A 14,377-nucleotide genomic window follows, 5' to 3' on the forward strand; every position below is an offset into this window, starting at 1 on the left:
CGCATGATCGAGACACGGCTGCTGATCCATCGCGAAGAAGGCTGGGCGGCTCTGACCTATCTGTGGAACGACGCCCAGACCGAAGCGGTGCTGCACCGCATCGGCGAAGCGGTTCCGCTGACACTGGTGCGCGAGAATGGCACCAAAGAGCCGTTCAACTATATTGTGCCCAATGTCACCCAGTGCTCTGCCTGCCATGCGACCAATGTGGCGACACGGGTCATCCAGCCGATCGGCCCCAAGGCGCGGTTGATGAACCACGATTTCACCTTTGCCGGTAAATCCGAAAACCAACTCACACGTCTTGTGGACATGGGCTATCTGAAAGGCCTGCCTGCACAAAAAGAACTGCCGCTACAGGTGTCATGGGTCGATACCACGGCATCGGTTGATGCGCGTGCGCGAGCCTATCTCGACGTCAATTGCGGCCATTGCCATACGCCCCAAGGGCCTGCGGGCACATCGGGTCTTTATCTCGACGCCAGCGCCACCCAGCCAAAGCCAACAGGCGTCTGCAAACTGCCAGTCGCGGCCGGTGCGGGCACGGGCAATCTGCTTTACGACATTGTGCCGGGTAAGGCCGATAAATCCATCATTCCCTACCGTATGCACTCGATCAACGCTGCAGAGATGATGCCGGAAATCGGTCGTTCGACACGCGACGACGAGGGGATCGCCCTGATCCGGTTCTGGATCGACGCTATGGAAGGGTCATGCCAGTGACAAAAATCGACATCCCCCAAACCGTCCAGACCCTGCGGCATGGCTTCAACAGCGGCCTGACGCGCGATCTGGGCTGGCGCTCGAACCAGCTTGCCGCTGTGGAGCGGATGATGGTCGAAAACGAGGCCGCCATCGCCGAGGCCCTGAAGGCTGATCTGGGTAAACCCTATGGGGAGGCCTGCACCGCCGAGATCGATCTGGTCGCCAAGGATGCGGCCCATGCCCGCAAGAACCTGCGTCGCTGGTCCAAACCGCAACGGACCGGCACACCGCTGGCCATCCTGCCGGGCAAAAGCTTTATCGAGGCGGCTCCATACGGGGTCACGCTGATTATCGGCGCATGGAACTATCCGTTCCAACTGGTGCTGGCCCCTCTGGTCGGTGCCATTGCGGCGGGCAATTGCGCCATTATCAAGCCGTCGGAACTGGCCCCCCACTCTTCGGCGCTGTTGAAACAATTGGTCGAGCGGTATCTGGACCCGAATGCCTATGCGGTGATCGAAGGTCATGCCGATGTCTCGACGGCCCTGTTGGCCCAGCCTTTCGATCTGATCTTCTATACAGGCGGAGAGCGCGTCGGCCGGATCGTGATGGAGGCCGCCGCCAAGAACCTTACGCCTGTCGTGCTGGAACTGGGCGGACAGAACCCCTGCATCGTCGATGAAACAGCCGATCTGGCTGTCGCGGCAAGGCGGATTGTCTGGGGTCGCTTCCTCAATGCCGGACAGATCTGCGTTGCGCCCGACCATGTCTATGTCGCCACCTCCGTAGAGGCCCGCCTGCTCGAAGAGCTGCAAAAGGCGGTCACAGCCATGTTCGGGGACGACCCGAAACAAAGCCCCGACTATGGCCGCATCATCAATGCGCGCCATGCCGCCCGCCTGCAGGCCCTGTTAGGGGACGGCCGCGCCGTTACGGGGGGACAGGCCGATGTCGAGGACTGCTATGTCGCCCCGACCATCCTGACCGAGGTTGCGCCCGACGCACCGGTTCTGCGCGAAGAAATCTTTGGCCCCATCCTGCCGGTCCTGCCCTATCAGTCGCTGGACGGCCCGTTGGCGGCGATCAATGCCCGCTCACCGGCTCTGGCCCTGTATGTTTTCACCCGCAACAAGCAGACGGCGGATCGCATACTGGCCGAAACACGATCAGGTTCGGCCACGATCAACGATACCGTGGTGCTGATGACCAATCCCGAACTGCCTTTCGGTGGCGTCGGGGCCAGCGGCATGGGCAACTATCACGGCCACTACAGCTTCAAGGCCTTCAGCCATCAACGGGCTGTGCTGAGACGCGGTTTCGCGCTGGATGCCAGCATCCGCTATCCGCCCTTCACGCAGGCCAAACTGTCGCTGCTGCGCAAGATGGTCTAGCGGCGTCGGCTAGGACGCTGTTTCGTCCTGAAGGTAGAATGACAGGTAGCGCTCCAGCGCCACGGTCGCCTCGACAAACAGCTGCTCGGACAGCTCAGGCTGAATCTCGCCACTGGTCAGGGTTTCAAACGAGGTGAAAATCTCGGTGGCCATGCGGGCAACCGCCAAAGGCACACCGCCGCGAAAACCGTCCAGCCCCTGCTCCCAGCGCGCAGCCAGATAGGCGGCGATCTGGGCATTGGCCTGATCCTTGACGATCCGCAGTTCGCGGGTCGTCAGCATCAGATGGAACAGCGGACGATAGATCGGATCGTCGGTCAAAGTGCCGCGTAGCACCAGCATCACCGCAAGATGACGCTCGCGCCACGTCGTATATTGCGCGTCTTCGAGGATCTCGGCGATGCGGCCGTGGATTTGCGCCACCCGCGTCTCGAACAACTCTTTGTAAATGGAAAAGACATTCGGGAAGTAGCGATAGATCGAACTGACCGGAACATCGGCCTCGGCAGCAATCGAGCTGGTGGTGATGGTATCCACCGTCGTCGTCGCCAAAAGGCGTTCCGTTGCCGTCAAAACCAGATCAATCCTGTCGCGCGCACGCTGCTGCATCGGCGCGGTTCGCCGTTCCAGTGTCGTGATATTCACTTGCGGCACGCGCGGCTCCACGGATGACCTCCTCATTGTCACGGTCCGTTCGGTCTAACATGACTTGGCCCCTGTGTAAGCCACATAGACACACAGCCCCTTGTCAAACGGAATAATATTCTGTTTCGTAAAACCTAGATAACAGGGGTCTGGGAGGGCAACTATGATCAAAACCAAATATGGTCTGAAAACGACACTGGCCGCTAGCGTAGCCTTGGCTGCGCTGGCCGCCCCCGAACTGGCCACGGCTCAAGATGCTACGGGCCAACAGGCGACAGCCCAACAAGCGACCGCACTGGGCGAGATCATTGTTACCGCCCAGCGACGCGAGCAGAGCCTTCAGGAAGTGCCGATCACCGTCAATGTGGTCACCGGCCAGATGCTGGAATCGATGGCCGCCGACGATATGGGCGACATCTCGGCCTTTGTTCCCGGTCTGTCAGTTTCCAACACCAGCCCCACACAGGCGCGCTATAGCATTCGCGGCGTCTCGACTTCGGATTTCGGCGTCGGCACCGATCCGGCGGTGGGCGTCTATGTGGACGGCGTCTATGCCGCCCGCTCTGGCGCGGCCCTGCTGGCCTTCAGCGATATCTCGCGCATCGAGGTGCTGAAAGGTCCACAAGGCACCCTGTTCGGCCGCAACAGTGCCGCAGGTGCCGTCTCCATCATCACCAATAAACCCAGCGATGAATTCGAGGCGCGTCTGGGTGTCCGGCTGGGTGAGTATGACAAGCGCCGCGTCGAGGGTCTGCTCAATGTGCCGATCAATGACAAGCTGGCCCTGCGCTTCAATGCTCTGGTCAACAACCGTTACGGCTGGTTGATCGACGAAGCCACAGGCGAGGATTACGACCGCGAGGACAACTGGGCAGCCCGTGCGGCCTTACGCTGGGATATCGGCCCGCGCACCCAGGTGAATCTGAGCTGGTCGCATGACGAAATCGATCAGGACGCCCGCCCCGCCATCGGCATTGTCGCCCTGCCCGCAGCACCCGGCCTGCCCGCCTATCCGTCCGAACCGGCCGACTATCTTGACCCGTTCAAGGTCGGGATTCGCAATGATGTCATCGACAATCACGAGACGCGCCGTCTCGACGAAGGCGTCCTGACCATCACCCACGCCTTTGGCGATATCGACTTCACCTCCCTGACCTCGGCGCGCACCTTCAAAACCGAGAACCGCGAGGATGAAGACGGCACCAACCGTCCGGACCTGTATTTCGACACCAACAACGTCGAGAAAAACACGTCCTGGTATCAGGAATTCCGCCTTGCCGGTCAGACCGGAGCCTTCAACTGGATCGCCGGTGCCAGCTACTATTCCGAAAAAGCCAAACAGCGTAGCGACACCTACGCCACGACCGACACGATCAACACCATCCTGACCAATGCCGCCGGCCAGCCACTGTTCTCGCTCGCCGACATGATCCTCGGCATGGCCAATATTCCCGCCAGCACTCTGGGCCACAGCTGGCAGGAGAACATGATCAACGAGGGCGACTTCAATGCCAGCGCCCTTTTTGCAGACGTTATCTGGGCTGCCAATGATCGCCTGAACCTGACCTTCGGGCTGCGATATACCCGCGACGAGAAGTCGTTCAAATGGCTGAACGGACCGCGCATCGCGCCGGAACTTGATGCCGTTCTCAATGATCCGACGGTCAATTTCGTACTGGACACCTATATGGGTCCGGCGCTGGGCTATCTGCATTCCGACTATGTATTCGACCTGTCGGGTCTGGCCGGTGTGCCCTGCGATAACGGCGTCACCGTGCAGGAAGGCGTCACCTGCGAACTGTCGGATTCATGGTCGGACCTCAGCCCGCGCTTCGTTGCGGACTATAAGCTGACCGACAAGGCGATGATCTTCTTCTCCTATGCCAAGGGCTATAAGGCCGGTGGCTTCAACAGCGTCGAGGTCGCCTCGCGGTTTGACAACGAAGACGTGCAGAATTTCGAGATCGGCCTAAAGAGCGATCTAGGCTCACGCACGCGCTTCAATATCTCGGCCTTCCAGTATGACTATGACGGCAAGCAATCCATCCGTCTGGTGACACCGGCCGGATCGAACGTGCCGCAATATCTGGTCGAGACCAGCGACGACACCGCATGGGGTCTGGATATGCAGCTGGATATGGAGCCGGTGGACGGGCTGAACCTGTTTGCCAGTGCCCAGTATATCGACGCCACCTACAAGCATAAGATGACCGATACCGGCGACCTCAAGGGACAACCGACGGGTGAGCCTCTGTGGTCGGCAGCAGCAGGGATTTCCTATCGCTACCACATGGCCGATAGAGGTTCTCTGGATATGCAGTTGATCCATAGCTATCGCGGCGAGGGTCGCTGTAACACGACCTCTACAGGTCAGGGTTCGTGCCTGAAAACGCCGTGGTTCGACCCGTCCGAAGCCCAGAACCGCACGGATGCCCGTCTCTACTGGCGCACTCCCAGCGAGCGGTATCAGATTGGCTTCTACGTCAACAACCTGTTCGACAACCAGTATGTGACCGGCGTGAACAACATCACCGCCACCACTTTGGGCACCCCGTTCGTCGGCATCACCGAGCCGCGCATGTGGGGCGTGGACCTGACCTTCACCTACTAAAACGAAAAACGCCCGCGACTGATCAACAGCCGCGGGCGTTTCTTTTTATCGGGTGTCAGTCACCCTAGCCTATCAGGCTTATTCCCACTCGATGGTGCCCGGAGGCTTCGAGGTCACGTCATAGACGACGCGGTTCACACCGGGGACCTGATTGATGATGCGGGTCGCCGTGCGGGCGAGAACTTCCCACGGGAACTGGAAGAAGTCGGCGGTCATACCATCGGTCGAGGTCACGGCACGCAGTGCCAGAACCTTTTCATAGGTACGGGCATCGCCCATCACGCCCACCGTCTTGACCGGCAGCAGCACAGCAAAGGCCTGCCAGATCTCGTTATACAGACCCGCCTTGCGGATCTCGTCCAGATAGATGGCGTCGGCGTCTTGCAAGGTTGCAACCGCGTCCGGCGTGATCTCGCCTGGAATACGGATGGCCAGACCCGGTCCCGGGAACGGGTGACGGCCAACGAATGCTTCGGTCAGGCCCAGTTCACGACCCAAGGCACGAACCTCGTCCTTGAACAGTTCACGAAGCGGCTCGACCAGTTTCAGCTTCATATAGTCCGGCAGGCCGCCCACATTGTGGTGCGACTTGATGACCTGCGACGGACCGCCCGAAGCCGACAGGCTCTCGATGACGTCCGGATACAGGGTGCCTTGGGCGAGGAACTCTGCGCCTTCGATCTTGGATGACTCTTCGTCGAACACTTCGATGAACAGACGACCAATCGTCTTGCGCTTGGTTTCCGGATCGGAAATGCCGGCCAGTTCGCCAAGGAAGCGATCCGAGGCATCAACATGCACCAGCGGGATGTTGTAGTGCTCGCGGAACAGGGTCGTGACCTGTGTGGCCTCGTCCTTGCGCAGCAGGCCCGTATCCACGAACACGCAGGTTAGCTGATCGCCGATCGCTTCGTGGATCAGGACTGCAGCCACCGACGAGTCCACGCCGCCCGACAGGCCGCAGATAACCTTGGCATCGCCGACCTGTTCGCGGATCTTGGCGACCTGCTCTTCGCGGTAAGCGGCCATGGTCCAGTCACCGGTCAGACCGGCGATATTATAGACGAAGTTCTTGAGCATTTCCGCGCCGCGAGGGGTGTGCATCACCTCGGGGTGGAACTGCACGGCGTAGATTTTCTTGTCGGTATTGGCGATGGCCGCATAGGGCGCGCCTTCCGAGGTGGCGATGACTTCAAAGCCCTCGGGGATAGCCGTGACGCGGTCGCCGTGGCTCATCCAGACAGGTTCGTTATCACCGGCCTTGGCGATACCCGCGAACAGCGGGCTGTCCTTGACGATGCTGATGTCAGCGCGGCCAAACTCGCGGTCATGGCCGCTCTCGACCTTGCCACCCAGCTCGGCGCAGATCAGTTGCTCGCCATAGCAGATGCCAAAGATCGGTGCGCCATATTCAAAGATCTTGTGGTCAACGCGCGGACTATCGGCGTCAGTCGTCGAGTTGGGTCCACCCGAGAAGATCACCGCCTGAGGCTGCATGGCCTCCAAGGCTGTCGTGGCCTTGGTATAGGGGTGAATCTCGCAATAGACATTCAGCTCGCGCAAGCGACGGGCAATAAGCTGCGTCACCTGACTGCCGAAGTCGACGATAAGCACCTTCTGGTGATGGGTCGGCTGGGTCATGAAAGCGAATCCGATACGGGAGTTGCGGCGGGGTCTAGGCCCGAAAGGGCCGTGTGTTCAAGTGTGGCGGGCATCAGGGCATTCAGGCCGCCGCGCTCCAGCGCAGCCACCAGTTTATCCCATGCCTGCGCCAGATTGGCGTCGACGTGGTCGAGCGTGGAGGTCCAGTCCTCAAGCTTGGTCAGTTCGGCCTTCCCGTCCGAGACTCCCCTCAGCGCCATCAGCGGCACACAGAAGGTCTGGGTCGTCCGGAGAAAAGCAAACGTCTCCATGTCCACCATATCGGCGTCCAGCGCCTCATAGGCAGCACCGGACACCACATTGGCTCCGGTAGAGAGCGTGGCGTGCGGTACGCCTTCCAGACGGCAGGGCAAGGCCATGACAGCCGGCATATCCAGCAGCGGCGTAATCCCCTTGGGGAAGCCCAGCGGGCTGGCATCCATGTCGCGATAATCGACGGATATGACCTGATAGACGGCGGCGTGTTCCAGCGTCGGCGAACCCGACGACCCCAGAACCACCACCAGAGCAGGCATGTCGCCGGTCGCCTCGCGGCGCGCCAGTTCGGCGGTCAGGGCAATAGCCCCTTCCACCGGACCGATACCCGTCATTAACGGGCGGATACGCGCCTGAAGCTGCTGGCGATATTCGGCAGGGGCGGCCATCACCGGAAGGACGGTGACATCCCCGATGCGTTCGACCCGTGCCCTCACTGGGCGCGCTCGTACAGGGCGAAGAAGAAGCCGTCCGTGCCGGTCGTGGCAGGCGACATCCGCAAGGTGTGGCCCTTGGCCAGTGCCGCGACAGCGTGCATGTCCTCGCTCAGGGCGACCGGCTTGAAGTTCGGATGCGCGGCCTCAAACGCTGCTGCGCTATCCTCGTTCTCGCGGCTCAGCATCGAGCAGGTGACATAGGCGATACGACCGCCCACCTTCACCAGCTTGGCGGCTTGCGACATGATACGGGTTTGCAGGGCGTGCAGACGCTCGACCTCTTCGGCCGTCAAACGCCATGCATCCTCGGGGTGGCGACGCCATGTGCCCGCACCCGAGCAAGGCGCATCGACCAGCACCAGATCGGCCGCATCGTTCAGTTCTTCCAGACCACCGCCATTCTGGCCGATCAGGACCAGTTCAGCCGAAACGCCTGCACGTTCCAGACGCGGACGGATGTTTTCCAGACGCTTGTTGACCACGTCGGAGGCGACCAGACGGCCCTGCCCCTGCATCGATTGGGCCAGACCAAGGGTCTTGCCACCACCACCGGCGCAATAATCGACAACCGTCATGCCCGGCTTGGCATCAACGAGGGCGCAGATGATCTGGCTGCCTTCGTCCTGAATTTCAAAAGCGCCCGTCTTGTAGCCTTCCAGCGCCTGGATGTTGGGCGGCGGCTCGGCAGCAAGGCGCAGACCTAAGTCAGACCACGGCGTGTATTCCGGCGACAGTTCAGCCGCGCGCAGTTCGCCCTCGACGTCTTCGCGGGTGGTCTTAAGGCTGTTGATACGCAGATCGATCGGCGCGCGCGGGGCCATCAGCTCGTGCGCCTGATTTTGCCAGTCATCGCCAAAGACCTTCTGGAAGTCTTCAACCACAAATTTCGGCAGACCAGCGGCAACCCAGCCCGGCAGCTCGCCCTCGACCGAGGTGATGCGGCTGCGCTCCTGCTTGGACAGCGGGCGCGGACCATAACCATCGCCCGAGTGCAGGGCTTCGATCTCTTCCACCGACAGGTTGTCCAGCGCGTGCAGGCTGCCGATCACCAGGGCGCGGCCATCTTCACGGCCCCCCATGATCCAGCTCAAACGGGCGCGGGCGCGGATAACCTTATAGACGCGGTCGGCAATGGCGCGACGGTCCTTGGAACCGGCATAGCGGTTGGCAGTGCCCCACGCCTTGATGACCACCTCGGCGGGCTGACGGCCCTGCGCGATGGAATCGAGGATGGAAGCGGCGGCGGCGAGACGGGCGGCTGGGGTCAATGGACTTCAGTTCAAATAAACGGGGCCACTAGAACCATGACCAGTCCCGCAAGCGAGACCAGCCATACCAGCGACCGGATAAAGGGGATGCCCATGGCATAGAGCGGTACGAACACCACCCGCCCCCAGAAATAGAGCGCCGAGCCCCACGCTGTCAGTGCGCCGTTTGCCCCCGCCACATGGGCGACCAGCACAGCACCGATAAACAGCGGCAGGGTCTCGAACAGATTGGACTGGGCCCGCTCCAGACGCCCTGTCAGAGGTTTCTCCGACGAAGGCGTCTTGTCACGCGGGCCCGCATTCCATTTCAAGCCGAACTCCGAGGTTCGCGCCCCAGCGGGCAGAAAAATCTGCACCAGAGCAAGGGCGAGAGTGGCACTCAGATAGGTCAGCTCGATGGTCATGATATCATACCTTGGAGTTAGCCCTGACGGTAGTTCGGGGCCTCGCGGGTAATCATGACGTCATGGACGTGGCTTTCACGCAAGCCGGCACCCGTGATGCGAACAAAACGTGCGCGCTTCTGGAACTCGGCAATGTTGGCACCACCGACATAACCCATCGAGGCACGAAGACCGCCAACCATCTGGTGGATGACCGGAGCAATCGGACCCTTATAGGCCGTCTGGCCCTCGATACCTTCCGGTACCAGCTTCTCGGACGACACTTCCTTCTGGAAGTAACGGTCCGCAGAACCGGCACCCATGGCCCCGACCGAACCCATGCCGCGATACGACTTGTAGCTACGGCCCTGATACAGGAACGTTTCGCCCGGCGACTCGTCGGTACCGGCAAACATCGAGCCCATCATGGCGACCGAAGCACCGGCGGCGATGGCCTTGGCCATGTCGCCCGAATACTTGATGCCACCATCGGCAATGACGGTTGCGCCCGTGCCTTCGGCAGCGCGTGCAGCGTCGATAATGGCCGTCAGTTGCGGCACACCGACACCGGCGACAATGCGCGTGGTGCAGATAGAACCGGGACCAATACCCACCTTGACGGCGTCGGCACCGGCATCAATCAGGGCGCGGGTGGCGTCATAGGTGGCGACGTTACCGGCGATGATCGAGATGCGGTTGTTCTCGCGCTTGATGCGCTCGACCACAGCGGCAACCGAGGCCGAGTGACCGTGGGCGGTGTCGATCACCACCACATCGACACCGGCTTCAGCCAGTGCCATAGCGCGCTCGTAACCGGCATCACCGACGGTCGAGGCCGCACCAACCAGCAGGCGACCCTGCTCGTCCTTGGCCGCGTTCGGGAAGGCTTGAGCCTTCTCGATGTCCTTCATGGTGATCAGGCCGACAGCGCGGTTCTGGTCGTCCACGACGATGACACGTTCGATCTTGCGGGTACGCAGCAGTTCGCGGGCTTCCTCGCGGCTGGCGCCTTCGCGCACAGTGATCAGCTCGCCCGTGGTCATCAGGCTGGAGGCCTTGATCGACGGATCGCTTTCGAAACGCATGTCGCGGTTGGTCAGCATGCCGACCAGACGACCCGTTGCCGGATCGACGACAGGGAAGCCGGTGATCTTCTTGCGGGCCACGATGTCACGCACTTCGCCCAGAGTGGTTTCCGGCGAAACGGTCACAGGATTGATGACCATACCGCTTTCATAACGCTTGACGGTGCGGACCTGCTCGGCCTGCTCCTCGATGGTCATGTTGCGGTGAAGGATGCCCATACCGCCAGCCTGGGCCATCGCAATCGCGAGGCGGCTTTCGGTCACTGTGTCCATGGCGGACGACAGCAGCGGGATGTTCAGTTTGATGTCGCGCGTCAGGCGCGTCGAGACGTCAACGTCAGCAGGCATAACCTCCGACGGACCCGGTTCGAGCAAAACATCATCGAAGGTAAGGCCTTCGCGTATCTCCATTGGGAGTCTCCGTTTTGCGGGCCGCGTATAGAGCGAAACCCCACCCTTAGGCAAGAGGTTCCTTAATCAAAACCGCCGCTATACGGTCACTGCACGCAACCAAATGCTACCAAAACAAGCTTGGCTGGAGCCAAGGACACAAAAGACCACGTTTAGAAAAAGGTTATATCAATAATAAAAATTTATAATTTGAAACCTTGGTCTTCAGGTTCCATTTTGGATGAATGGTCGCTCTGATCCTCAGCACTGCCCGCCAACTGGCGCTGAAAATCGCCAGCTATGGCGTGATGCACCTTGTGGTGGCTATTGCAGTCGCTTTTGCGATTACGCGCGATGTCCGGCTTGCACTGGCGATCGGCATGGTCGAGCCGGTTTTTCAAACCTTTGCCTATGCCATCCACGACCGTGTCTGGCATCTGATTGAAAAACGCCGCCTGCATTCGGGACTGGAAGAAGCCGCAGAGGCCTTTACCTCTCGTATTGGTGTCATGTCTGCCCATGAGCAAAGCCGCGCCCATGGCCGCAAAGGTTGTGACCATTCGGGACACAGCCACGCCCTGCCCCGTTCGTTCAAACAGGTGGCTGTGAAAACCCTGACCTATGGCGTCATGCATTTCGTGGTCGCGGTCAGTGTGGCCTATGCCTTGACCCACGACCTGCGCGCGGCTCTGGCCATCGGTCTGATCGAGCCTCTGGTCCAGACGGTGTTCTTTACCCTTCACGACCGCTTCTGGACCCACGCCGAGGCCAAACGCGCCTAAAGCTTCCAGTCGATCTGCGCCCCGTGGGGCTGACACTGGGCCAGAACCTGCGTCACGGGTTCGGCGTCGCCTGTCCAAACAGTCAGTTCCAGTAACGGTCTGCGCTCGCTTCCACCGCGCTCGGACTGCTCGAACGACAGCCACGCCAAGGGCGCATCGGGTAGCGCCAGACGCCCGACCCTATCCAGATGCTGGCGGATGCGGTCTTGAGCCTGCGGCGGGAAATACTGATAGGCAATGGTGTGCATCACAACACGGCACACCCCTGCCACCGGCGTGGTCGACAGTGTGGCCTCCAGCCAGTCTGCCGCATCGGCCTTGGCGATCGCCAACGGATAGCGTCCTGCCACCTCCAGCGCCGCCTCCAGCCGCGCCAGACGCTCTAGCTGGTCGGCCCAGACATAGGCTTTCAAACGCGCCTGCGTCTGTGGATCTGTGGCATCCAGAGGGTTCAGGTCCACCAGATGCTTTTGGCCGATCACCACCTCGGACCTGGGAGGTACTTTGCCCGTCCATTGCGGTCGCAAGCGGACCTTGGAAGCCTGATCGCCCGCCAGACCCCCGCCCAGATCATGGGCATAATGATCCAGTCGGCTGTTCAGCCCTGCACTGGCCCCCAGTTCATAGGTTTCAAACGGCAAGCCAAAACGCTCGGCCAGAACCAGCAAGCCCGCCATCAGGGCTGCGGATCGTCCGACCTCGTTCGTCTGGGGCGGACCATCCAGCCAAGGCGCGATAAAGTCGCCATGACGCGCCAGAATGCCATTGAGCAAGACCCACAGCGCGTCATCATCAGGGGCCACAGACGGCGGATAAACCGCCGACCATGCCGCATCGCGCCCGTCGCGCGCCAAGGCATGAAGCCCGCCCGTCAGACGCAGTGGCAGGGCATCGCCTTCATGCGAAGGATTGCCGCGCCAGTTCAGGATGCGTGCGCCAAGGGCTGTGCTGTCATCCAGCCTCTGGCCCACCAGAGCGCACAGGCGGCCCGTAAAGGGCGCACCGGCCTTGGTGCAGATGGCCGATTGATTTGCAAAAGCCAGCTGCACCGTCATGCCCGATTATCCCTGTTTTTTGTCCGGCTTGTTCTTGTCCAGCTTGTTCAGCGCCACGAGGAAGACCTCGGCGCTGTCCTTACGGCTGGATTCCGGTTTGAAATATTTCACCGTCTCGAACTCTTCGCGCAGACGGGTCAGAACGCCACCGGCATCGCCGCCCTGGAAGTTCTTGGAGACAAAGCTGCCACCCGGTTTCAGCGTACGGATCGCGAAATCCGCTGCAATCTCGATCAGGGCGATAATCTTCAAGTGGTCGGTCTTGCGGTGACCGATCGTGTTGTGGGCCATGTCGGACAGCACCAGATCGGGACGACCGCCCAGAGCATCGATCATCTGCTGGTCCACACCCGGATGGGTGAAGTCGGCCTGAAGCAGGAACGCGCCCGGAATAGGCTCGATCATCAACAGGTCAACACCGGCCACTTCCTGTGCACCGCGATCCAGACAGACCTGCACCCAGCCACCGGGGGCCGCGCCAAGGTCGATAACGCGGCTGCCTTTTTTGATCAGGCCGAACTTGTCGTCGATCTCGGACAGTTTGAAGGCCGCACGGCTGCGCCATCCCTCGGCGCGTGCGCGTTCGGACCATTTGTCGGTCAGCTGGCGCTTAATCCACGACTGTTGCGAAAGAGTCTTTTCCTTCGCCGTCTTGATTTTCTTGCCCTGACTGCGCCCCGCAGCGGTTCCGCCGGTAGGCAGACGCACCATACGACGGCGCTCGACAGGTTGCTCGGCAGGCTTTTCTTTATCAGTCATACTTCCCACATAGCCCCACGCGCGTTCTACCGCTATGACCCGCGCACAAGTTTACTGAGCCAAGGAGCGCCAAAATGGCCGAAACCCTTACTTTCTTCATCGACACCGGCGACAATCAAGAAAAGCCGGTCGTTATCAAGCTGCGCGAAGACCTCGCTCCGAACCACGTCAAGCAGATCACCGATCTGGCTTCGGAAGGTTTTTATGACGGCGTCGTGTTCCACCGCGTCATCCCCGGCTTCATGGCTCAGGGCGGCGACCCGACGGGTACCGGCACCTCGGGCTCCAAGAAGCCGAACATCAAGCAAGAGTTCAGCGCAGAACCGCACGTTCGCGGCGTCTGCTCGATGGCCCGTACCGCTAATCCGGACAGCGCCAACTCGCAGTTCTTCATCTGCTTCGACGATGCCCGCTTCCTCGACAAGCAATACACCGTCTGGGGTGAAGTCACTGAAGGTATGGACGTGATCGACGCCCTGCCGAAGGGCGAGCCGCCGCGCGCGCCGGGCAAGATCGTCCGCGCCGAAGTCGCCTAAGCGACCTTCGCACCAAGCGATATGGAACAGGGAGCCTAGCGGCTCCCTGTTTTCGTATTCAGCGTAATGTTTTCAAAGCTTTGGGTGCCGATCTTTAAATCGCCCTGCAAGGCACGGCCTTCAGCCGTCCAGCGCCCCTCGAAGGTCACAGGGCCAAGTCCTGCCGAAATCGCCTGTATCGAAACCTTTTCGTCCGACAGGCCAAAACCGGCCGGCACAAGTGTCAAGGTACGGCGAGCGCCGGAAGGGGTTTGCGACCCCTCCTCCATATCCTCGAACACCAGAAGCACCGGCGCGGTCTGTGCCGTGCGATCACTGGTCATCATCCAGTGACGCAGGGCCGCATCATCCTTGAAAGTGATATGCTTCAAGCGCCAGTTCTGGTGCTGGATAGCGGTGGCGGGGACATACTC

Annotated in this window: 14 protein-coding genes; 5 read left to right on the top strand and 9 right to left on the bottom strand. The window is 60.8% G+C overall.

Going from position 1 to position 14,377, the window contains the following annotated elements; all coding sequences use genetic code 11:
• Positions 1-723, top strand: a 723-nt coding sequence (locus tag RSB01_RS10460) for a hypothetical protein (RefSeq protein WP_332625426.1), incomplete at its 5' end; no start/stop codon positions are given.
• Complete coding sequence (locus tag RSB01_RS10465; protein ID WP_332590298.1) at positions 714-2,096, top strand: aldehyde dehydrogenase family protein; 1,383 nt, start codon at positions 714-716, stop codon at positions 2,094-2,096. The genes RSB01_RS10460 and RSB01_RS10465, both read left to right, overlap by 10 nt.
• A gap of 9 nt (positions 2,097-2,105) precedes the next feature.
• Here RSB01_RS10465 and RSB01_RS10470 read toward each other — a convergent pair whose 3' ends face one another.
• On the bottom strand, positions 2,106-2,762 hold the full coding sequence (locus RSB01_RS10470) for a TetR/AcrR family transcriptional regulator (protein WP_332619701.1): 657 nt from the start codon (positions 2,760-2,762) through the stop codon (positions 2,106-2,108).
• A gap of 142 nt (positions 2,763-2,904) precedes the next feature.
• Between RSB01_RS10470 and RSB01_RS10475 the strand changes: the two genes are divergently transcribed.
• Positions 2,905-5,352, top strand: coding sequence for a TonB-dependent receptor (locus tag RSB01_RS10475; RefSeq protein WP_332590300.1), 2,448 nt, complete (start codon positions 2,905-2,907; stop codon positions 5,350-5,352).
• Between the two features lie 78 nt (positions 5,353-5,430).
• On the opposite strand, the gene guaA is transcribed toward RSB01_RS10475, so the two are convergent.
• The 5 genes from guaA to guaB are packed head-to-tail and all read right to left on the bottom strand — an operon-like array spanning position 5,431 to position 10,853.
• Complete coding sequence (gene guaA / locus RSB01_RS10480) at positions 5,431-6,993, bottom strand: glutamine-hydrolyzing GMP synthase (protein WP_332590301.1); 1,563 nt, start codon at positions 6,991-6,993, stop codon at positions 5,431-5,433.
• Complete coding sequence (locus tag RSB01_RS10485) at positions 6,990-7,706, bottom strand: 5'-methylthioadenosine/S-adenosylhomocysteine nucleosidase (RefSeq protein ID WP_332590302.1); 717 nt, start codon at positions 7,704-7,706, stop codon at positions 6,990-6,992. Before RSB01_RS10485 ends, guaA begins: the two co-directional genes overlap by 4 nt.
• Positions 7,703-8,974 carry an RsmB/NOP family class I SAM-dependent RNA methyltransferase gene (locus RSB01_RS10490; RefSeq protein ID WP_332590303.1) on the bottom strand — a complete coding sequence of 424 codons (1,272 nt, stop codon included), beginning with the start codon at positions 8,972-8,974 and terminating at the stop codon, positions 7,703-7,705. The genes RSB01_RS10485 and RSB01_RS10490 overlap by 4 nt, the downstream gene beginning before the upstream one ends.
• Before the next feature lie 11 nt (positions 8,975-8,985).
• Positions 8,986-9,378, bottom strand: a complete 393-nt coding sequence (locus RSB01_RS10495) for an MAPEG family protein (protein WP_332590304.1) — start codon at positions 9,376-9,378, stop codon at positions 8,986-8,988.
• A 17-nt stretch (positions 9,379-9,395) separates the two neighbouring features.
• A complete protein-coding gene (gene guaB, locus RSB01_RS10500) occupies positions 9,396-10,853 on the bottom strand; it encodes an IMP dehydrogenase (RefSeq protein WP_332620057.1) in 1,458 nt (485 codons plus the stop codon).
• Positions 10,854-11,077: 224 nt separating this feature from the next.
• Here guaB and RSB01_RS10505 point away from each other — a divergent pair, with 224 nt between their 5' ends.
• A complete protein-coding gene (locus tag RSB01_RS10505) occupies positions 11,078-11,614 on the top strand; it encodes a DUF2061 domain-containing protein (protein ID WP_332590306.1) in 537 nt (178 codons plus the stop codon).
• Here RSB01_RS10505 and RSB01_RS10510 read toward each other — a convergent pair.
• Complete coding sequence (locus tag RSB01_RS10510; protein ID WP_332590307.1) at positions 11,611-12,669, bottom strand: DUF2332 family protein; 1,059 nt, start codon at positions 12,667-12,669, stop codon at positions 11,611-11,613. The two genes, RSB01_RS10505 and RSB01_RS10510, sit on opposite strands and share 4 nt — an antisense overlap.
• Positions 12,670-12,675: 6 nt before the next feature.
• Entirely contained in the window at positions 12,676-13,428 is a 753-nt protein-coding gene (locus RSB01_RS10515; RefSeq protein WP_332590308.1) for an RlmE family RNA methyltransferase, read from the bottom strand.
• Positions 13,429-13,502: 74 nt separating this feature from the next.
• On the opposite strand from RSB01_RS10515, the gene RSB01_RS10520 reads away from it, so the two are divergent.
• A complete protein-coding gene (locus RSB01_RS10520; protein WP_332625429.1) occupies positions 13,503-13,964 on the top strand; it encodes a peptidylprolyl isomerase in 462 nt (153 codons plus the stop codon).
• Positions 13,965-13,999: 35 nt separating this feature from the next.
• On the opposite strand, the gene RSB01_RS10525 is transcribed toward RSB01_RS10520, so the two are convergent.
• On the bottom strand, positions 14,000-14,377 hold a 378-nt coding region (locus RSB01_RS10525), incomplete at its 5' end, for a hypothetical protein (protein WP_332625430.1).

Source organism: Brevundimonas sp. (genome assembly GCF_036659295.1).
GTDB lineage: Bacteria > Pseudomonadota > Alphaproteobacteria > Caulobacterales > Caulobacteraceae > Brevundimonas.